Source organism: Microbacterium sp. NPDC057741, assembly GCF_042798735.1.
GTDB lineage: Bacteria > Actinomycetota > Actinomycetes > Actinomycetales > Microbacteriaceae > Microbacterium.
In genome coordinates this window covers 102168-116418 of the sequence record NZ_JBHVJW010000004.1, presented here as the reverse complement: position 1 = coordinate 116418, position 14251 = coordinate 102168, and the positions used below count along the sequence as shown (strand labels likewise).

The following is a 14251-nucleotide window of genomic DNA, read 5'->3' as shown; positions in this document are numbered from 1 at the left end:
TCGCTCGTGCGGGAACGGCCTCCGTGCTCAGACGGCGAGCAGCCCCTCGCGGTCGTCGGCCGGTGTCGACAGGTAGCGCGCGAGCGAGTCGTCGAGCTCCTGCAGCCACGGCGTGTGGTGCTCGACGGCCATCGTCCCGGTCATCACCGAGCGGTACGCCCGGTCGCGGTAGCCCATGATGTCGGCCTTCTTGTCGTGCTTCCACTCCAGGAAGATCTCCACCACGCGGTCGATGTCGAACTCGGGGTAGTCGGTGCTCTGCATCAGGTCGCGCACGTAGTCGGCCTGGAAGCGGATCTCGTCCGCCGCGGTCCCGATCGCCTCGAAGCGCCGACGCCATTCCGCGATCGACGCTGCGCGCTCCGCGGCATCCGGCAGCTCGATCCGGCCCAGGATGAGGTCGCGCACGTACCAGGCCTGCACGTCGAACATGTTGAAGGTGAACCACTGGTCCTGGGCGCCCAGGTAGGCCAGGCGCGGGTTCTGCTGCCACACCACGCCGCGGTGCAAACCCTCGGGGTACACGTTGTTCGGCGACGTGAGCGACAGGTCGTCGGGCAGGAACGGGTACTTGTGCAGGTAGCCCGTGCAGAGGATGACGGCGTCGAAGTCCTTCAACGAGCCGTCGGCGAAGTGCACGGTGCTGCCGTCGAAGTGCTCGACGACCGGACGCTCCTCGAAGCCGTCCGGCCAGTCGTACCCCATGGGTGCGGAGCGGTAGCTCGCCGTCACCGAGCGCGCACCCATCTTGAACGCCTGGCTGCCGATGTCCTCCGCCGAGTAGCTGCCCCCGATGACCAGCACGTCGCGGTCCGCGAAGCCCTCGGCCCCGCGGAAGTCGTGGGCGTGACTGAGGTAGCCGGGGAAGGTCTCGATACCGGGGAAGTCCGGCACGTTCGGGAACGAGAAGTGGCCGCTGGCGATGATCACCCGGTCGAACTCCGAGGTGGTGGATTCACCGGTGGGCAGGTGCTCACTGGTCAGGGTGAACACCTCGCGGTCGGCGTCGTACTCGACCCAGCGCACGATCGTCTGGAAGCGGATGCGGTCGCGCACCGTGGTCTTGTCCAGGCGTCCGGCGATGTAGTCCCACAGCACGGGGCGCGGCGGGTACGACGAGATCGGGCGGCCGAAGTGCTCGTCGAAGGAGTAGTCGGCGAACTCGAGCGCCTCCTTCGGTCCGTTCGACCACAGGTTGCGGTACATGCTGGAGTGCACCGGCTCGCCGAACTCGTCCAGTCCGGTGCGCCAGGTGAAGTTCCACTGGCCGCCCCAGTCGGCCTGCTTCTCGAAGCACACCACGTCCGGGATCTCAGCCCCGTCACGGGCCGCGGACTCGAAGGCCCGCAGCTGCGCCATGCCCGAGGGGCCGGCGCCGATGATCGCTACTCGTTCTCTGCTCGTCACGTATCAGTCCTCTTCTTGCGTCATGTATGAATCGCAGCCGCGACCGTTCGGCGGAACAGGGCTCCGCCGGGCACCGGGAGCATCGTGCTCGACCGGCCCGCGGAAGCGGCTGTCCTTCGACCGTATCAGGAGGAGTGTGCGCCCGTGACGGGCCCGAGTCACCAGCGGTTGTGCACGTCCTCGGCCCACCCGAAGATGCCGTCGAAGGCGATCTGATCGCCGCTCGCGGTGCGGAATGTGCCCGCCCAGTCGCCGAAGCACTGGTCTGTGGACGACGCCAGGATGCCGAGGTCGGTGCGGGTGACCTTGTCGTGGACAGGCGTGAATGAGGCATCCAGTCCGCCGCCGGTGATCCGCCAGGGGCGGCGCCAGTCGGCGATGTCGTAGTCCCAGTGCAGTTCGTCGCTGATCTTGTGCAGCCTGCCGTCGATCACGAATGCGTTCTCGGTCGACCCGGTGCCGTCGGTCCACTGCCCGCCGACCTGGATGCCGATCGTGCGGCCGTGCGAGACCCCCGAACCTGCGCCCCAGTTCCAGCGCACGTCGTAGGGCCAGCGCCCGCGGCCGTGATCGAGCACGGCCCACGACGCACCCTGCGGCAGCTCGTGCTCCACGCCGTCGAGGACGAGGATGCCGGATGCCGGGCGCGCGACGTCCTTGACCGTGGACTGGAACCTGGTGTCGCTCCATGGCACGACGACCGCGAGTCGCTCGTGCCCGTCGGGGAGCGCCGCCACCACGTCGATCTCGGCGCCGGGGATCCGCGCGCACAGCCGGGTGCCGGCATCCGTCTCGTCGATGTCGATCTCGAGGTCCTTCGCCCGTGCTCTGCTCGGCCCTGCCTCGAGCCGTGCCGGCAGCCGCACGCCGCGCGACGGGATGTTCGTGACCGACCGGTGCCAGGTCTGATCCGTCAGGCGGTCCCACACCCACACCTCGTGCACCGCGGCGTAGTCGATCGACGAGACCGTCAGACCGACGACATGCGTCGGCGTCGCGATGTTCCAGTACTCCCAGCGCTTGTTCCGGCCTCGCCCGCGGCCGATCCCCGCGGTGTCGACCAGCGGATGCCGCGCCCAGCCGACCGCGTCCGGGTTGAGCCGGCCGTTCGGCAGCGTCAGAGGGACGGGAACGGTGAGCTCGCGCTCTGCAGGCATGGGGACGACTCTCTCTCGGGGTGCGATCACCCTACTGGAGCGGCCGAATGGGTCGTTCTGCCCATGGCGAGGACGGCGAACTCGGCTAGGTTCGGATCATGGTGGAGATCGCTGACTTCGTCCCGCACGCGCCGGTACCGGCGGAGATCATCGACGAGTACCGCGGTCGCGTCCCGGATGAGCTCGTGGAGATCTGGGAGACCTACGGGTACGGAACCTTCGGCGCGGGGATTCCTGCGGATCATCGACCCGAAGCTCTACGAGGCCGAGGTCGGGGACTGCATCGGCAAGACCCAGGGCGACGGCATCGCGATCCCGATCATGGTCACCGGTCTTGGAGATCTGATCACCTGGGAGCCCAGCCACCCGGGGGCGGTCGGCATCATGTACCGCCTCGGGGACACCGTCGGACTCGGGTCGCTGAAGACCTTCCTGCTCCTGGTCGCGGTGGGGACCGCGCAGACCTTGTCGCGCACGTTGAAGTGGGACATCTTTCCTGAGGCCGTCGCCGCGCACGGCGAACTGCCCTATGACCAGTCGTTCATCTTCGTCCCGCTGCTGTCCATGGGCGGCTCGGCGAAGGTCGAGAACCTGCACAAGCGCGACACCATCCCCGCCATCCAGGTCGCCGTCGACCTGCAGGGCGCCATCGGCCACTGACGCTCCACGCCACGGTGATACGACGGATGATGCGAACCGGGGAGGTGCGGGGATGCCGCATGACGACTTGACTGTGGACGACGTGCTCGAACTGGTCATCGAACGGCGCCCGGCCACCTCTCAGGCCCGAAGGACGTCGGAGGGCGAACTCGGGTTCGTGCTCTATGACGCGTTCAGCGTGCGCGGCCACTACGACGACTACGGCCGAGGCAACTGGGGTTTCTCGATCGCCGTGGGCGACGACTCCGTGGCGAGGGTGCTCGGGCAGCGACTGACGCTCTGCGGCACCCGAGCCGAAGTGCGTGCAGCGCTCGACGCCATCGACGGATACGCGAGGCTGCGGCTGGGGCCGGAATACCTCGCGGCCTTCGCAGCCGCCTACGGCGAGCGACTCGGCTAGGTTCGGATGACGATGGAGCTGGGCTGAGCATGGAGGATCAGGCGCTGGACGAGGCGATCGTCGCCTACCTCGGAAAGGGCCGTTCGTCCTTTCCGCGATCCGACGAGGAGGCCGTCGGTCCTGTGGCATCCGCGCACGGCATCGACGAGGCGGTTCTGCTGAATCGCGTGCGTGCCGTGGTCGACGAGCTGATGGCTCTCACGATCGACTGGCCGGCCAAGTCCCTCTCCGAGGGCGGCCGAGAGGCGCAGCAGATCATCGCCGTCCGGCATCCTGAACTCGGGCCCGACGCGCTCGACGCGCTGCGCTGGATGTTCACGTACAACTGGCGCTGAGCGTCGGTCCCGACGCCCGACGTCCTGGAGGCTGTCAGGCGGATGCCGGGTAGGGTGATCCAACGGCCGCCTCCCCACCGGCCGTGCACCCGAACCGATCGGTGACCCTGATGTACCGCAGCAGCTACGAAGCCCCCGACGTAGCGCCCTCCGACGACGCCGTCGTGCTGCCCGACGCGCTGAATCTGCCCGCGCACGAGCTGCCGGCGCCACCCGCGCCCGTCGATCTCACGCCCGTCGAGCCCGCCGGAACAGTTCCGCCGGTCCCACCGCGGCCTCCCGTGCCTCCTGCCGCGCCGGTGGCCGAGACGCCGACCGTGCCGTTGCCGATGTCGCCGCAGGTCGCGCGCGTCCGCAACGAGAGGAGACTGCCCCTCCGCGCGCTCGCCTTCGCAGGAGGCGCGATCGTCGTCATCGGCATCGTCGTGGGCACGATCGCGATCGTGAGCGGCGACGGCGAACCGGCACCCGTCGCTCGTGACCAGGCGTCGATCTCCGCACCGTCCGACTCCGTGCTCCCCGGGGAACGCGGCGGGCCGGTGCCGGTCCGAACGGCGCCGCCGACCACCACACCGACACCGACCGCGGCGCCCGTGGTGCCGCCGGCACAGGCAGAACCCTCGGAGCCGCCCGTGACGCAGGCCCCGGCTCCAGCACCGAAGCCCGTGCCGAGGCCCTCGGCACCGTCGGCGCCGAAGCCCAGGCCGTCTGCGCCCGCCACACCGGCGGCGCCCGCGCCGCTCGCCTTCCCCCTCATCAAGGAGAACCGCGGCGAGAACTGGCTCGGCATCGAGGTGCTCCAGAGCTACACGCTGTCGATCACCGGTCAGCCGGGTTCGACGGCCGACGTGAAGTACGGCTGGAAGGATGCGGGGACGGTGACGTTCGACGCCGCCGGCCGCGCAACCATCGACATCGGACGATCCGTGCTGGACCTCATCCCAGGGAACGCACTCGTGCGCGCGGAGTACTCAGACGGCACCGAGGGCGACGCGATCGAGATGCGCCGCAAGGACATCCCCACCTGAACCGCGCTCCGAGCCGCGGCGACTACCCTGTAGCGGGGCCGCCGCATGGCCCGCTGTGAGGAGACCGACGATGACCGAATCCTTCCCCGCCGCAGGCGGGGCGTCCGCCGCGCCCCCGCCGCCGCCCGCACCGCCGATCTCTTCCGTGCCGAGTTCCCCGACGCCCTCGGCGCCCGCAGCGGCACCCGCTCCCCAGGCGACCCCGCAGGGCGCCGGAGCCGACGTCGACATCGCGCAGGCGCGCGAGATCATCCGCGTCATCTCCGACTCGTACGGGGTCAAGATGGTCGGCCAGGAGCGCCTGCGCACCAGCCTGCTGATCGCGCTGATCGCGGGCGGGCACATCCTGCTCGAGAGCGTGCCGGGCCTCGCCAAGACCACCGCGGCGAGCACCCTCGCCGACACGGTGAAGGCCAGCTTCAAACGCATCCAGTGCACCCCCGACCTGCTGCCCGGTGACATCACCGGAAACCAGATCTACGACGCTTCCTCGGGCACCTTCCGCACGGTGCTCGGTCCGGTGCACGCGAACTTCGTGCTGCTCGACGAGATCAACCGCTCGAGTGCGAAGACCCAGTCGGCCATGCTCGAGGCGATGCAGGAGCGGCAGACCACGATCGGCGGGGAGATGCATCCGCTCCCCCGGCCGTTCCTCGTGATCGCCACGCAGAACCCGATCGAGCAGGAGGGCACCTACGAGCTGCCCGAGGCGCAGATGGACCGCTTCCTGCTCAAGGAGATCGTGGAGTACCCGAGCCCGGCCGAGGAGTTCGAGATCCTCGGCCGCATCGACTCCGGCGTGCTCGACCCCGACCGGCACGTCCCCGGCGCGATCAGCCTCGACGACGTGCGGATGCTGCAGGAGACGGCCGCCCGCATCTACGTCGACCCGTCGATCCGCAACTACATCGTGCAGCTCGCGTACGTCACCAGGAACCCCGCACCGTACATCGGCGAGGAGCGCGCCCGATACATCAAGTACGGCGCGAGCCCGCGTGCGAGCATCGCCTTCCTGCAGGCATCCCGCGCACTCGCACTGCTGAACGGTCGTGCCCACGTGCTTCCCGAGGACGTCCGCGAACTGCGTCATCTGGTGCTGCGGCACCGCGTGCTGCTGACGTTCGAGGCCGACGCCGAGGGCGTGCGCAGCGAGGAGATCATCGACCAGATCTTCGCCGCGGTGCCGACGCCCTGACCCGCATGGCCAGCCTGATCACGCAGGTGAAGAGCAAGCTCTTCATCCACTCCTCGAAGAAGTCGATGCACGCGCTCGACGGCGCGTACGCGTCGCTGCTGCGCGGCCGCAGCCTCGACTTCGAGGACCTGCGTCCGTACGAGTACGGCGATCAGGTGCGCGACATCGACTGGCGCGCGACGGCCAAGCACAACGAGCCCCTGGTCAAGCGCACGAAGGCCACGCGCATGCACACGGTGCTGTTCGTGGTCGACACCGGGCGCGGCATGAGGGCCCTCGCCGAGGACGAGCGACCGAAGTCGGAGCTGGCCGTGCTCGTCGCCGGTGCGCTGGGCATCCTCACCGTGCGTCACGGCGACGACTTCTCGATGGTGCACGGCGACGCATCCGGCATCCAGCGCATCGCGCCGAGCGGAACCGAGGGCGGCCTCGAGCACGCCCTGCGGCGTATTCAGCGCTCCGTCGGCGCGAGCAGCGCGCCGAACGACCGCGACGGGCTGCTCGGCTACGTCGCGCGCACCATCTCGCGCCGCATGATCATGGTGATCGTCACCGACGAGCAGCCCACCACCGACGAGACCGAGCGGATGCTGCGCCGGCTGAAGGTGCAGCACGACGTGCTGTGGGTGACGCTGCGCGATGCCGATCCGGTGCTGCACGCCCACCCTTCGTCTCGCTTCGCTCGCTCAGGGTCCGGGGGCGGGCGGCGCGACGTGGACACCAGCTGGCGCGTGCCGGACTTCGCGCACGGCGACCCCGAGATCATGGCCGAGCTGGCCGCGCAGGAGGCCGCCGACATCGCCCGCCGCGACGAGATGCTGCGCCGCCTGGAGATCAGCCACACCGAGATCGAGGGTCAGGACTCCGCTGTTCCCGCGCTGCTGCGGATGCTGAACCGGAGGTCGCATGCCCGCCTCTGACGACCTGTATCCTCCGGCGCAGTACGGCTGGGGCTGGATCCTGCTGGCCGTCGCCGTGCTCGTGGTGATCGCGCTCGGCGCATGGCTCGTGATCGCCGTCACCAGGCCGAAGCGCAGCCTGACGATCGCCGGCGCCCCGGCATCCGCCCCGCTGTTCGTCGACGTGCTGGGCGCCCTGCGGACCGACTACCTCGGCCGCATCCAGCAGATCGAGGATGCATACCGCTCGCGGAATATGGATCCGCACACGGCCAACCTCGAGCTCAGTCGCACCGTCCGCGCCTTCGTGAACGAGTACTCCGGGCTGGAGGCGCCGGTGCTGTCGCTCGACGACCTGGAGCACCGCGGCGTGCATCCCGCCCTCATCGACGCGCTGCGCCGGCACTACTACCCGAGCATCTTCCAGCGCGGCCGCCCGATCGACCCGGTCGCCGGAGCCGAGGCGGCCCGCAAGGTGGTGACGTCATGGCACTAGCGAACAGCTGGATGATCATCGTCGCGGCCGTCATCATCGTGCTGGCCGTCGGGATCGGCGTGCTGCTCGGCCTGCGCCGAGGCCGCATCGGCGACGGCGAGGGCGCCCTGGTCTCGCGCGCCGAGCGCCTGCGCAGGCTGCCGTCGTTCCGCACCGCCGTGCGCCGGCGGATCACCGCGCTCACCGGCATCCTGGGCCTCGGTCTGATCGCGGCCCTGCTCGGTGGTGTCGTGGCGGCGCGGCCGATGGCGGCGCAGACGATCCAGCCGGTCAACACCAGCCGCGACATCGTGCTCTGCCTCGACGTGTCGGGCTCGATGACCGACGTCGACCGCGAGGTGATCGACGTGTTCGACAACCTGCTCGACGGGTTCAAGGGCGAGCGCATCGGACTGACCATCTTCAACAGCTCGCCGGTGCAGGTCTTCCCCCTCACCGACGACTACGCGTTCATCCGCGAGCAGCTGGCCGAGGTGCGCAAGGGCTTCGACTACCAGACCGACACCCCCGATCACTGGGTCGGCACTCTGAACGGGCCAGGCGCCTCGCTGATCGGCGACGGTCTCGCCGCCTGCACGATGCGGTTCGACCATCTCGACGACGAGCGCAGTCGCTCGGTGATCCTCGCCACCGACAACGAGGTGAACGGCGCGCAGATCCTGACTCTGGACGAGGCATCCGCATACGCTGCCTCGCAGAAGGTCAAGGTGTTCGCGATCGACCCGGTCGGCGACGCGAAGAAGCAGACCAGTGCCGGGCTGACGAAGGCAGCGCAGGCGACCGGCGGCCAGGCGTACGGGCTGCGCGAGACGACGACGGTCGCCGACATCGTCGCGCAGATCCAGAAGCAGGATGCCGCCGCGCTGCGCGGACAGGCCCAAGTGGTCTGGGCCGATGCCCCGAACCTGTGGATCGCTCTGCTCCTCATCGCGGTGCTCGGCTTCCTGGTGCTGCTCTGGGTGGTGAGACTGTGATCCTCCAGCCCGTCCTGAACCCGCTGCTGCTGGTGCTGCTGTGCGCACCGGTCGCCGCGGCGATCGTGTGGGCGCTGGTCAAGTCCAGAGGCCCGCGCTGGATCTGGGCGCTGCGCATGCTGATGCTGCTCGCCGCCTTCGCGATGCTGCTGCGCCCCGGCATCCCCGGCGGCAGTTCGCAGACCCTCGCCACCGACACCGACGTCGTGATCGCCGTGGACACCACGGCCAGCATCGTCGCCGAGGACTGGGACGGCGGCAAGCCGCGGCTCGACGGGGTGCGCGCCGACGTGCAGAAGATCATCGACGAGTACCCCGGCGCGCGTTTCGCGCTGATCACCTTCGATGCGACGGCGCAGCTGCGCCTGCCGCTGACCACGGATGCCACGGCGCTGCTCTCCTCGCTCGACGTGCTGCGCCCCGAGGTCACCGCGCAGTCCCGCGGCAGCTCGATCGGCGTCGCGAACGAGCTGCTCGCGAAGACCCTTCAGTCGGCCGCGAAGGCAGCGCCGGATCGCGCCCGGATGGTGTTTTACCTGGGTGACGGCGAGCAGACGTCGCAGAACGAGCCGGAGTCCTTCGGCACCGCGCAGAAGTACGTCGACGCCGGTGCCGTGCTGGGGTACGGCACGAAGGATGGCGGGGCGATGAAGATCACCACCGGCCGCGGCACCACGAACTCGGGCTACATCGAGTACCAGGGCGAGAAGGCGCACTCGGTGATCGACGAGAAGAGCCTCGAGAAGATCGCCGACCAGCTCGGCGTGACCTACGAGCACCGCACCGCGGATGCGAAGATCACGCTGCCCGAGGCCCCGAAGACGACGACCGACTACGCCGAGTCCGGCGAGGTCGGCGACGTCACCGAGCTGTACTGGATCTTCGCCCTCGTCATCGTGCTGCTGCTCGGCGTCGAACTCGCCCGCGCGACGATGCTCGTGACCCGGATGCGGGGTCTCGCGGTGTCTGAGGCACGCCCTTCGTCTCGCTGGGTCGCGGGTCCTGAGCGAGCGAAGCGAGACGAAGGGCGCTCAGGACCCGGGGCTCGGCCCCTGAGCGAGGAGCGCAGCGACGAGACGAAGGGCGCTCCTCGCTCAGGACCCGGGGCTGAAGGGGGTGCCCGATGACCTCCGTGCTCGAACGTCCCCCCGCGCAGACCGACCCGGCATCCGCTCTCCTCGCCGCGAACCGGCGGCGACGCCGCATCCGCCGTTGGATCGCGATCTGCAGCATCCCGTTCGTGATCGCCGGGCTCGTGCTGGTGGCGAAGCTGCTCAGCATGTACGCCTTCGCGCACCAGTCGGTCAGCGCCTATGTTGCGGGCGACTACGCGGGGTCGGAGTCGGCCGCGCACGGCCAGTCGTGGTGGAACGTGTTCGAGCCGTACAAGGCGCCGTTCAACGCCGGCACTGCTCTCGCGGGCGCCGATGAGCTGCCGAAGGCCCGCACCGAGCTCGAGGACGCGCTGAAGCTCGCGCACGGCCTCGAGGTCTGCGATGTGCGGATCAACCTCGCGATCGTCGTGGAGCGGATGGGCGATGCCGAGCAGGCCGGCGGCGATCCGGCGAAGGCCGCGCAGCTGTACGGCGAGGCGCTCGAGATCACCGTGGACACTCCGAAGGAGTGCGACAGCGAGCAGGCGCAGCAGCAGTCGTCCGACCCGAGCCGCGACATGGGCGGCACGCTCGACGATCTGAAGGGCCGCCTGCAGCAGAAGCAGCAGCAACAGGAGCAGCAGCAGCCGCAGCAGGGCCAGGGCGGCGAGGACAAGACCGAGCAGCCCGGTCAGGGCAAGCTCGACGACATCGAGGGCAAGCTCGGCCAGGGGCAGCAGGACCGTGAAGACCAGCTCGGCGGCGGCTCCGGCGGCGACGACGGCTCCGGCAGCGGAACGGACAAGCCATGGTAGACGAGCAGCGCTCCCGCTATCTCGGCGGCGACCAGGGTGCACCGCCTGTGCCGCCTCCCGGCGGCTACCATGGCGCGCGACGCACGAACTCGGCCCCTGCCGAGCCCCCGGCGGCTCAGGTCGTGCAGCTCGATGTTCCGAAGGCGAAGCCGAACGGGCTGGGCTGGGCGGCGCTGGTCGCATCGATCCTGTTCGCTCTGATCCTGCTCGGCGCGATGATCGGCGGCGGGGCCGACCCGGTGTACTCGCTCACGGTCGTGGTGCTGCAGCTCGTCGTGGCCGGCGTCATCATCGCCGCGCTGGTGACCGCGAAGGGCCGCATGCTGGGTGCGATCGCTCTCGCCATCGCACTGCTGTTCAATGTGGCCACCGTCGGCGCTGTGGGTGCTGTCGTGGCATCCGCGACCCATTCCTACGACGGCGTGAAGAGCGACAAGCAGAAGCACGAGGAGGCGTACCCCGGGGTGAAGGGCACCTCGAACGCCGAGGTGCTGTCCCAGTCCTCTCTCGAGGAGGTGCAGGCGAACGGGGACGAGCTGATGGCGGAGATCCGCGCGCGACTCACCGACGACTTCGGCTACACCTGGAAGAAGTCCGGAGCGCCGGACACCCGGCACGAGCGCAACGGCTACGGCGGCGAGTCGATGCTGCAGCAGTACACCTCCGAGCAGTGGACGACGAATGAGCCGGTGCGCGACAACGACCGCAAGCGTCAGGTCGCCTCAGTGATCGATGAGGTGCTCGCCGAGCGCAACATGTACGCGCTGTACCCACTGAACTCGGCGGAATCAGGCATCTCGTCAGACATGGTGGCGAAGCTGTACGGCTCGGCCGATGTCGAGGAGCAGCACACCTGGGAGTGGTACTCGGACGCCTATCCCGATCCGATGATGCTGTACGTGGACGCGTTCGACCCGTCGAAGGACACGACCGGCGCAGCACAGGCCGACCGTGAGGCGAAGCACCAGGCGACCGGCGAGCCCGTCGAGGGTGTGCAGCTGACGATCATCGCCCGGAAGGTGCTCAGCGAGAAGGACCGCGCCGCATTCGAGAAGCGCATCGGGGAGTACCCGGGCTTCTGATTCGCGTGACGCGCGGCGAGGTGTTTCCTCTGCTGCCGGGCGCTCCTAAACTCGCGAGAATGACTGAGCAGAAGGCATCGCTGATCCGCCCGCTCTCTGATCTCGGCAGCGCCGACGTCCCGATCGCCGGCGGCAAGGGGGCGAATCTGGGGGAGCTCGTGCGCGCCGGGTTCCCCGTTCCGGACGGGTTCGTCGTCACGACGGCCGCGTATGACGCGTTCGTCGCGGCGGCGGGCGTGGATGCCGCGCTCGGGAGGCTCACGGCGGACACCGAGCCCGCCGCTGAAGCCGCGGCACTCTTCACCGCGTCCGGTCTGCCGACCGACATCGCCCTGCAGATCGCCGCCGCGTACGCCGCGCTCGGCGAGGGACCGGTCGCGGTGCGCTCGTCTGCGACCGCCGAAGACCTGCCAGGGGCGAGCTTCGCCGGTCAGCAGGACACATACCTCAACATCGAGGGCACCGACGCCGTCGTGGATGCCGTGCGCCGCTGCTGGGCGTCGCTGTGGAACGCCCGTGCCATCGCCTACCGATCGCGGGTGGGGCACGAGGCCGCCGCAGGGCTGAGCATCGCCGTCGTCGTCCAGCGACTGGTTCCGGCCGAGGTCGCCGGCGTGATGTTCACGGCGAATCCGGGCAACGGACACCGTGACGAGACCGTCATCACGGCCTCGTGGGGACTCGGCGAATCGGTCGTCGGCGGTCTGGTCGAGCCTGACGAGTACACCGTGCACGGCGATGCCGTCGACCGCCGCATCGCGACGAAGAAGGTCATGACCGTGCGCGTCGACGGCGGCTCGGAGCAGTCCGAGGTCCCGTCGTCGCAGGCGGATACCGCTACCCTCACAGACGCTCAGGCACGCGAGCTCGCGGAGATCGGCGCCGGTGTCCAGGACCATTTCGGCGCCCCGCAGGACATCGAGTGGACGCTCTCCGACGGCGGATTCCAGATCGTGCAGGCGCGGCCGATCACGGCTCTGCCCGAGCCCGTCGGCGACGTTCCGGCCGACTGGACGCTGCCGCGCGAAGGCAGCCTGTACTTCCGCGCCAGCATCGTCGAGCAGATGCCCGACCCGCTGACCCCGCTGTTCTCCGATCTCGTGCGCGACGCAGTGCCGTTCGGTCTGCGATCGATGCTCAGTGATGTCGCGCCCGACCTGTCGACGCTGGACATGGCGTTCCCGACGATCAACGGCTACGCCTACTACGACTATCCGAAATCGACCTTCATGGCCATGCTGAAGGCCACGCCGCCACTGATGCGCTTCCTGCTGCGCAAGGGCTACGTGATGGACAAGTGGCGCGATGAGGCGCTGCCCGCCTATCGCGCCGTCGTGGCCCGCCATGCGGACGAGGATGCCTCGCAGCTGTCGGCGCCCGAGCTGATCGCCGGCGTTCGTGAACTGCTCGACGCGGCGTGTGCGTACTACAGCATCGTGCAGATGGTGATGCCGCTGGCCGGCATGAGCGAGGTGCTGTGGACGAAGCTGTACGACTCCACGATGCGCCGTGAGGGCGATCCGCAGGCATCCGACTTCCTGCTCGGGTTCGACTCGGCGCCGATGCGTTCGGAGCGCGCGCTGCACGAACTGGCCGAATGGTGCAGGACGCAGCCCGGTCTGGCGGAGCAGCTGGATGCCGGGGACGATCTGCCGGCGTCGTTCCGGGAGCGGCTCGATGCGTATCTCGCCGAGTACGGCCACACCGTCTACAACCTCGACTTCATCAATCCGGTGCCTGCCGACGATCCCGCACCCGTCATCGAAACGCTCAAGCACACGATCGCCGGCAAGGCCGCCGATCCGGGCGAGCGGCAGCGGGCATCCGCGGCGAGACGCGAGCGCATCACGCGCGAACTCGTCGCGCGGCTGGATCCGGTGCGCCGCGGTCTTGCCGAGCGCCGTCTTCGCTCTGCCCAGCTGTGGGCTCCCGTGCGCGAGGATGCGCTCGCGGCGATGGGACTCGCCTGGCCGGTGCAGCGAAGGCTGCTGCGCGAGTTCGGGGCTCGGCTCGCGGCATCCGGCTCACTGGTCTCCGCCGAGGACGTGTTCTGGATCACCGCGGCAGAAGCGGACGCCGATGCCGCGGCGCTGGACAAGGGGGATGCCTCGCTGCCCGACCATCGCACCGACGTCGACGAGCGCCGCCGCACCTGGCGCGGCCGACGGCTCGCGACCCCGCCGCAGTATCTGCCGAAGAGCGGAATGATGACGTCGATGGAGCGCTTCATGCCGGCGAAGGAGAGCGACGACTCGGGCCCCGTGCTGCACGGCACAGGCGGATCGGGCGGGCAGGTGACCGCCCCGGCGCGCGTGCTCAGCGGCACGGCGGATTTCGCGAGCTTCCAGCCCGGCGAAGTGCTCGTGGCGTCCATCACCACCCCGGCGTACACACCGCTGTTCGCTCTGGCCTCGGGGGTGGTCACCGACATCGGCGGCGTTCTCAGCCATGGTTCGATCGTGGCGCGGGAATACGGGATTCCCGCGGTTCTCGGCACCGGCAGCGCGACCAGGCGGATCTCCACCGGGGACGTGCTGACCGTGAACGGCGCGACCGGAACGGTGCGGCTGGACGGAGCGCCGGACGACGCCGATGCCGCGGGCGCGCCCCCGAAGCGCGGCAGGCTGGTCGCCATCGGGCTCGGCATTGCCGCCGCCACCGGGGTCGTGCTCATCGTCGCACGCCGTCGACGGCGCTGAGCAACGAGTA

The 14251-nt window shown here is 69.4% G+C and carries 15 protein-coding genes; 13 read left to right on the top strand and 2 right to left on the bottom strand.

Annotated elements, in window-relative coordinates; genetic code table 11:
* Positions 1-27: 27 nt before the first annotated feature.
* Positions 28-1407 carry an NAD(P)-binding domain-containing protein gene (locus ACFVDO_RS13860; RefSeq protein WP_378856167.1) on the bottom strand — a complete coding sequence of 460 codons (1380 nt, stop codon included), beginning with the start codon at positions 1405-1407 and terminating at the stop codon, positions 28-30.
* A 158-nt stretch (positions 1408-1565) separates the two neighbouring features.
* The gene (locus ACFVDO_RS13855; protein ID WP_378856165.1) at positions 1566-2564 is read right to left on the bottom strand and encodes a DUF2804 domain-containing protein; all 999 of its coding nucleotides are present in this window, start codon (positions 2562-2564) and stop codon (positions 1566-1568) included.
* A gap of 98 nt (positions 2565-2662) precedes the next feature.
* On the opposite strand from ACFVDO_RS13855, the gene ACFVDO_RS13850 reads away from it, so the two are divergent.
* The 13 genes from ACFVDO_RS13850 (at position 2663) to ACFVDO_RS13790 (ending at position 14241) form a co-directional block, all read left to right on the top strand.
* Complete coding sequence (locus tag ACFVDO_RS13850) at positions 2663-3064, top strand: GAD-like domain-containing protein (RefSeq protein ID WP_378856163.1); 402 nt, start codon at positions 2663-2665, stop codon at positions 3062-3064.
* Positions 2949-3224, top strand: coding sequence for a T6SS immunity protein Tdi1 domain-containing protein (locus ACFVDO_RS13845; RefSeq protein ID WP_378856161.1), 276 nt, complete (start codon positions 2949-2951; stop codon positions 3222-3224). The genes ACFVDO_RS13850 and ACFVDO_RS13845 overlap by 116 nt, the downstream gene beginning before the upstream one ends.
* A 52-nt stretch (positions 3225-3276) precedes the next feature.
* Positions 3277-3624: a hypothetical protein gene (locus tag ACFVDO_RS13840; protein WP_378856159.1), complete on the top strand. Its 348-nt coding sequence runs from the start codon at positions 3277-3279 to the stop codon at positions 3622-3624.
* Positions 3625-3653: 29 nt separating this feature from the next.
* Positions 3654-3959 carry a hypothetical protein gene (locus tag ACFVDO_RS13835; RefSeq protein ID WP_378856157.1) on the top strand — a complete coding sequence of 102 codons (306 nt, stop codon included), beginning with the start codon at positions 3654-3656 and terminating at the stop codon, positions 3957-3959.
* A gap of 83 nt (positions 3960-4042) precedes the next feature.
* Positions 4043-4987, top strand: coding sequence for a hypothetical protein (locus tag ACFVDO_RS13830; protein WP_378856155.1), 945 nt, complete (start codon positions 4043-4045; stop codon positions 4985-4987).
* Positions 4988-5057: 70 nt separating this feature from the next.
* Positions 5058-6182, top strand: coding sequence for an AAA family ATPase (locus tag ACFVDO_RS13825; RefSeq protein WP_378856153.1), 1125 nt, complete (start codon positions 5058-5060; stop codon positions 6180-6182).
* 5 nt (positions 6183-6187) lie between these two features.
* A complete protein-coding gene (locus tag ACFVDO_RS13820) occupies positions 6188-7102 on the top strand; it encodes a DUF58 domain-containing protein (RefSeq protein ID WP_378856151.1) in 915 nt (304 codons plus the stop codon).
* A complete protein-coding gene (locus ACFVDO_RS13815) occupies positions 7089-7577 on the top strand; it encodes a hypothetical protein (protein WP_378856149.1) in 489 nt (162 codons plus the stop codon). Before ACFVDO_RS13820 ends, ACFVDO_RS13815 begins: the two co-directional genes overlap by 14 nt.
* Positions 7568-8551, top strand: coding sequence for a VWA domain-containing protein (locus ACFVDO_RS13810; protein WP_378856147.1), 984 nt, complete (start codon positions 7568-7570; stop codon positions 8549-8551). Before ACFVDO_RS13815 ends, ACFVDO_RS13810 begins: the two co-directional genes overlap by 10 nt.
* Entirely contained in the window at positions 8548-9678 is a 1131-nt protein-coding gene (locus ACFVDO_RS13805; RefSeq protein WP_378856146.1) for a VWA domain-containing protein, read from the top strand. Before ACFVDO_RS13810 ends, ACFVDO_RS13805 begins: the two co-directional genes overlap by 4 nt.
* Positions 9675-10460, top strand: a complete 786-nt coding sequence (locus ACFVDO_RS13800) for a hypothetical protein (RefSeq protein ID WP_378856144.1) — start codon at positions 9675-9677, stop codon at positions 10458-10460. The genes ACFVDO_RS13805 and ACFVDO_RS13800 overlap by 4 nt, the downstream gene beginning before the upstream one ends.
* Positions 10454-11542 carry a hypothetical protein gene (locus tag ACFVDO_RS13795; RefSeq protein WP_378856142.1) on the top strand — a complete coding sequence of 363 codons (1089 nt, stop codon included), beginning with the start codon at positions 10454-10456 and terminating at the stop codon, positions 11540-11542. The genes ACFVDO_RS13800 and ACFVDO_RS13795 overlap by 7 nt, the downstream gene beginning before the upstream one ends.
* 59 nt (positions 11543-11601) lie before the next feature.
* Positions 11602-14241: a PEP/pyruvate-binding domain-containing protein gene (locus tag ACFVDO_RS13790; protein ID WP_378856140.1), complete on the top strand. Its 2640-nt coding sequence runs from the start codon at positions 11602-11604 to the stop codon at positions 14239-14241.
* Positions 14242-14251 lie beyond the last annotated feature (10 nt).

Excerpts from the sequence above, each read along its gene's own strand:
- ACFVDO_RS13815 (WP_378856149.1), top strand. The coding sequence starts at position 7,089 with ATGCCCGCCTCTGACGACCTGTATCCTCCGGCGCAGTACGGCTGGGGC.
- ACFVDO_RS13800 (WP_378856144.1), top strand. The coding sequence starts at position 9,675 with ATGACCTCCGTGCTCGAACGTCCCCCCGCGCAGACCGACCCGGCATCC.
- ACFVDO_RS13840 (WP_378856159.1), top strand. The coding sequence starts at position 3,277 with ATGCCGCATGACGACTTGACTGTGGACGACGTGCTCGAACTGGTCATC.
- ACFVDO_RS13820 (WP_378856151.1), top strand. The coding sequence starts at position 6,188 with ATGGCCAGCCTGATCACGCAGGTGAAGAGCAAGCTCTTCATCCACTCC.
- ACFVDO_RS13825 (WP_378856153.1), top strand. The coding sequence starts at position 5,058 with ATGACCGAATCCTTCCCCGCCGCAGGCGGGGCGTCCGCCGCGCCCCCG.
- ACFVDO_RS13835 (WP_378856157.1), top strand. The coding sequence starts at position 3,654 with ATGGAGGATCAGGCGCTGGACGAGGCGATCGTCGCCTACCTCGGAAAG.
- ACFVDO_RS13795 (WP_378856142.1), top strand. The coding sequence starts at position 10,454 with ATGGTAGACGAGCAGCGCTCCCGCTATCTCGGCGGCGACCAGGGTGCA.
- ACFVDO_RS13810 (WP_378856147.1), top strand. The coding sequence starts at position 7,568 with ATGGCACTAGCGAACAGCTGGATGATCATCGTCGCGGCCGTCATCATC.
- ACFVDO_RS13790 (WP_378856140.1), top strand. The coding sequence starts at position 11,602 with ATGACTGAGCAGAAGGCATCGCTGATCCGCCCGCTCTCTGATCTCGGC.
- ACFVDO_RS13855 (WP_378856165.1), bottom strand. The coding sequence starts at position 2,564 with ATGCCTGCAGAGCGCGAGCTCACCGTTCCCGTCCCTCTGACGCTGCCG.
- ACFVDO_RS13850 (WP_378856163.1), top strand. The coding sequence starts at position 2,663 with ATGGTGGAGATCGCTGACTTCGTCCCGCACGCGCCGGTACCGGCGGAG.
- ACFVDO_RS13845 (WP_378856161.1), top strand. The coding sequence starts at position 2,949 with ATGTACCGCCTCGGGGACACCGTCGGACTCGGGTCGCTGAAGACCTTC.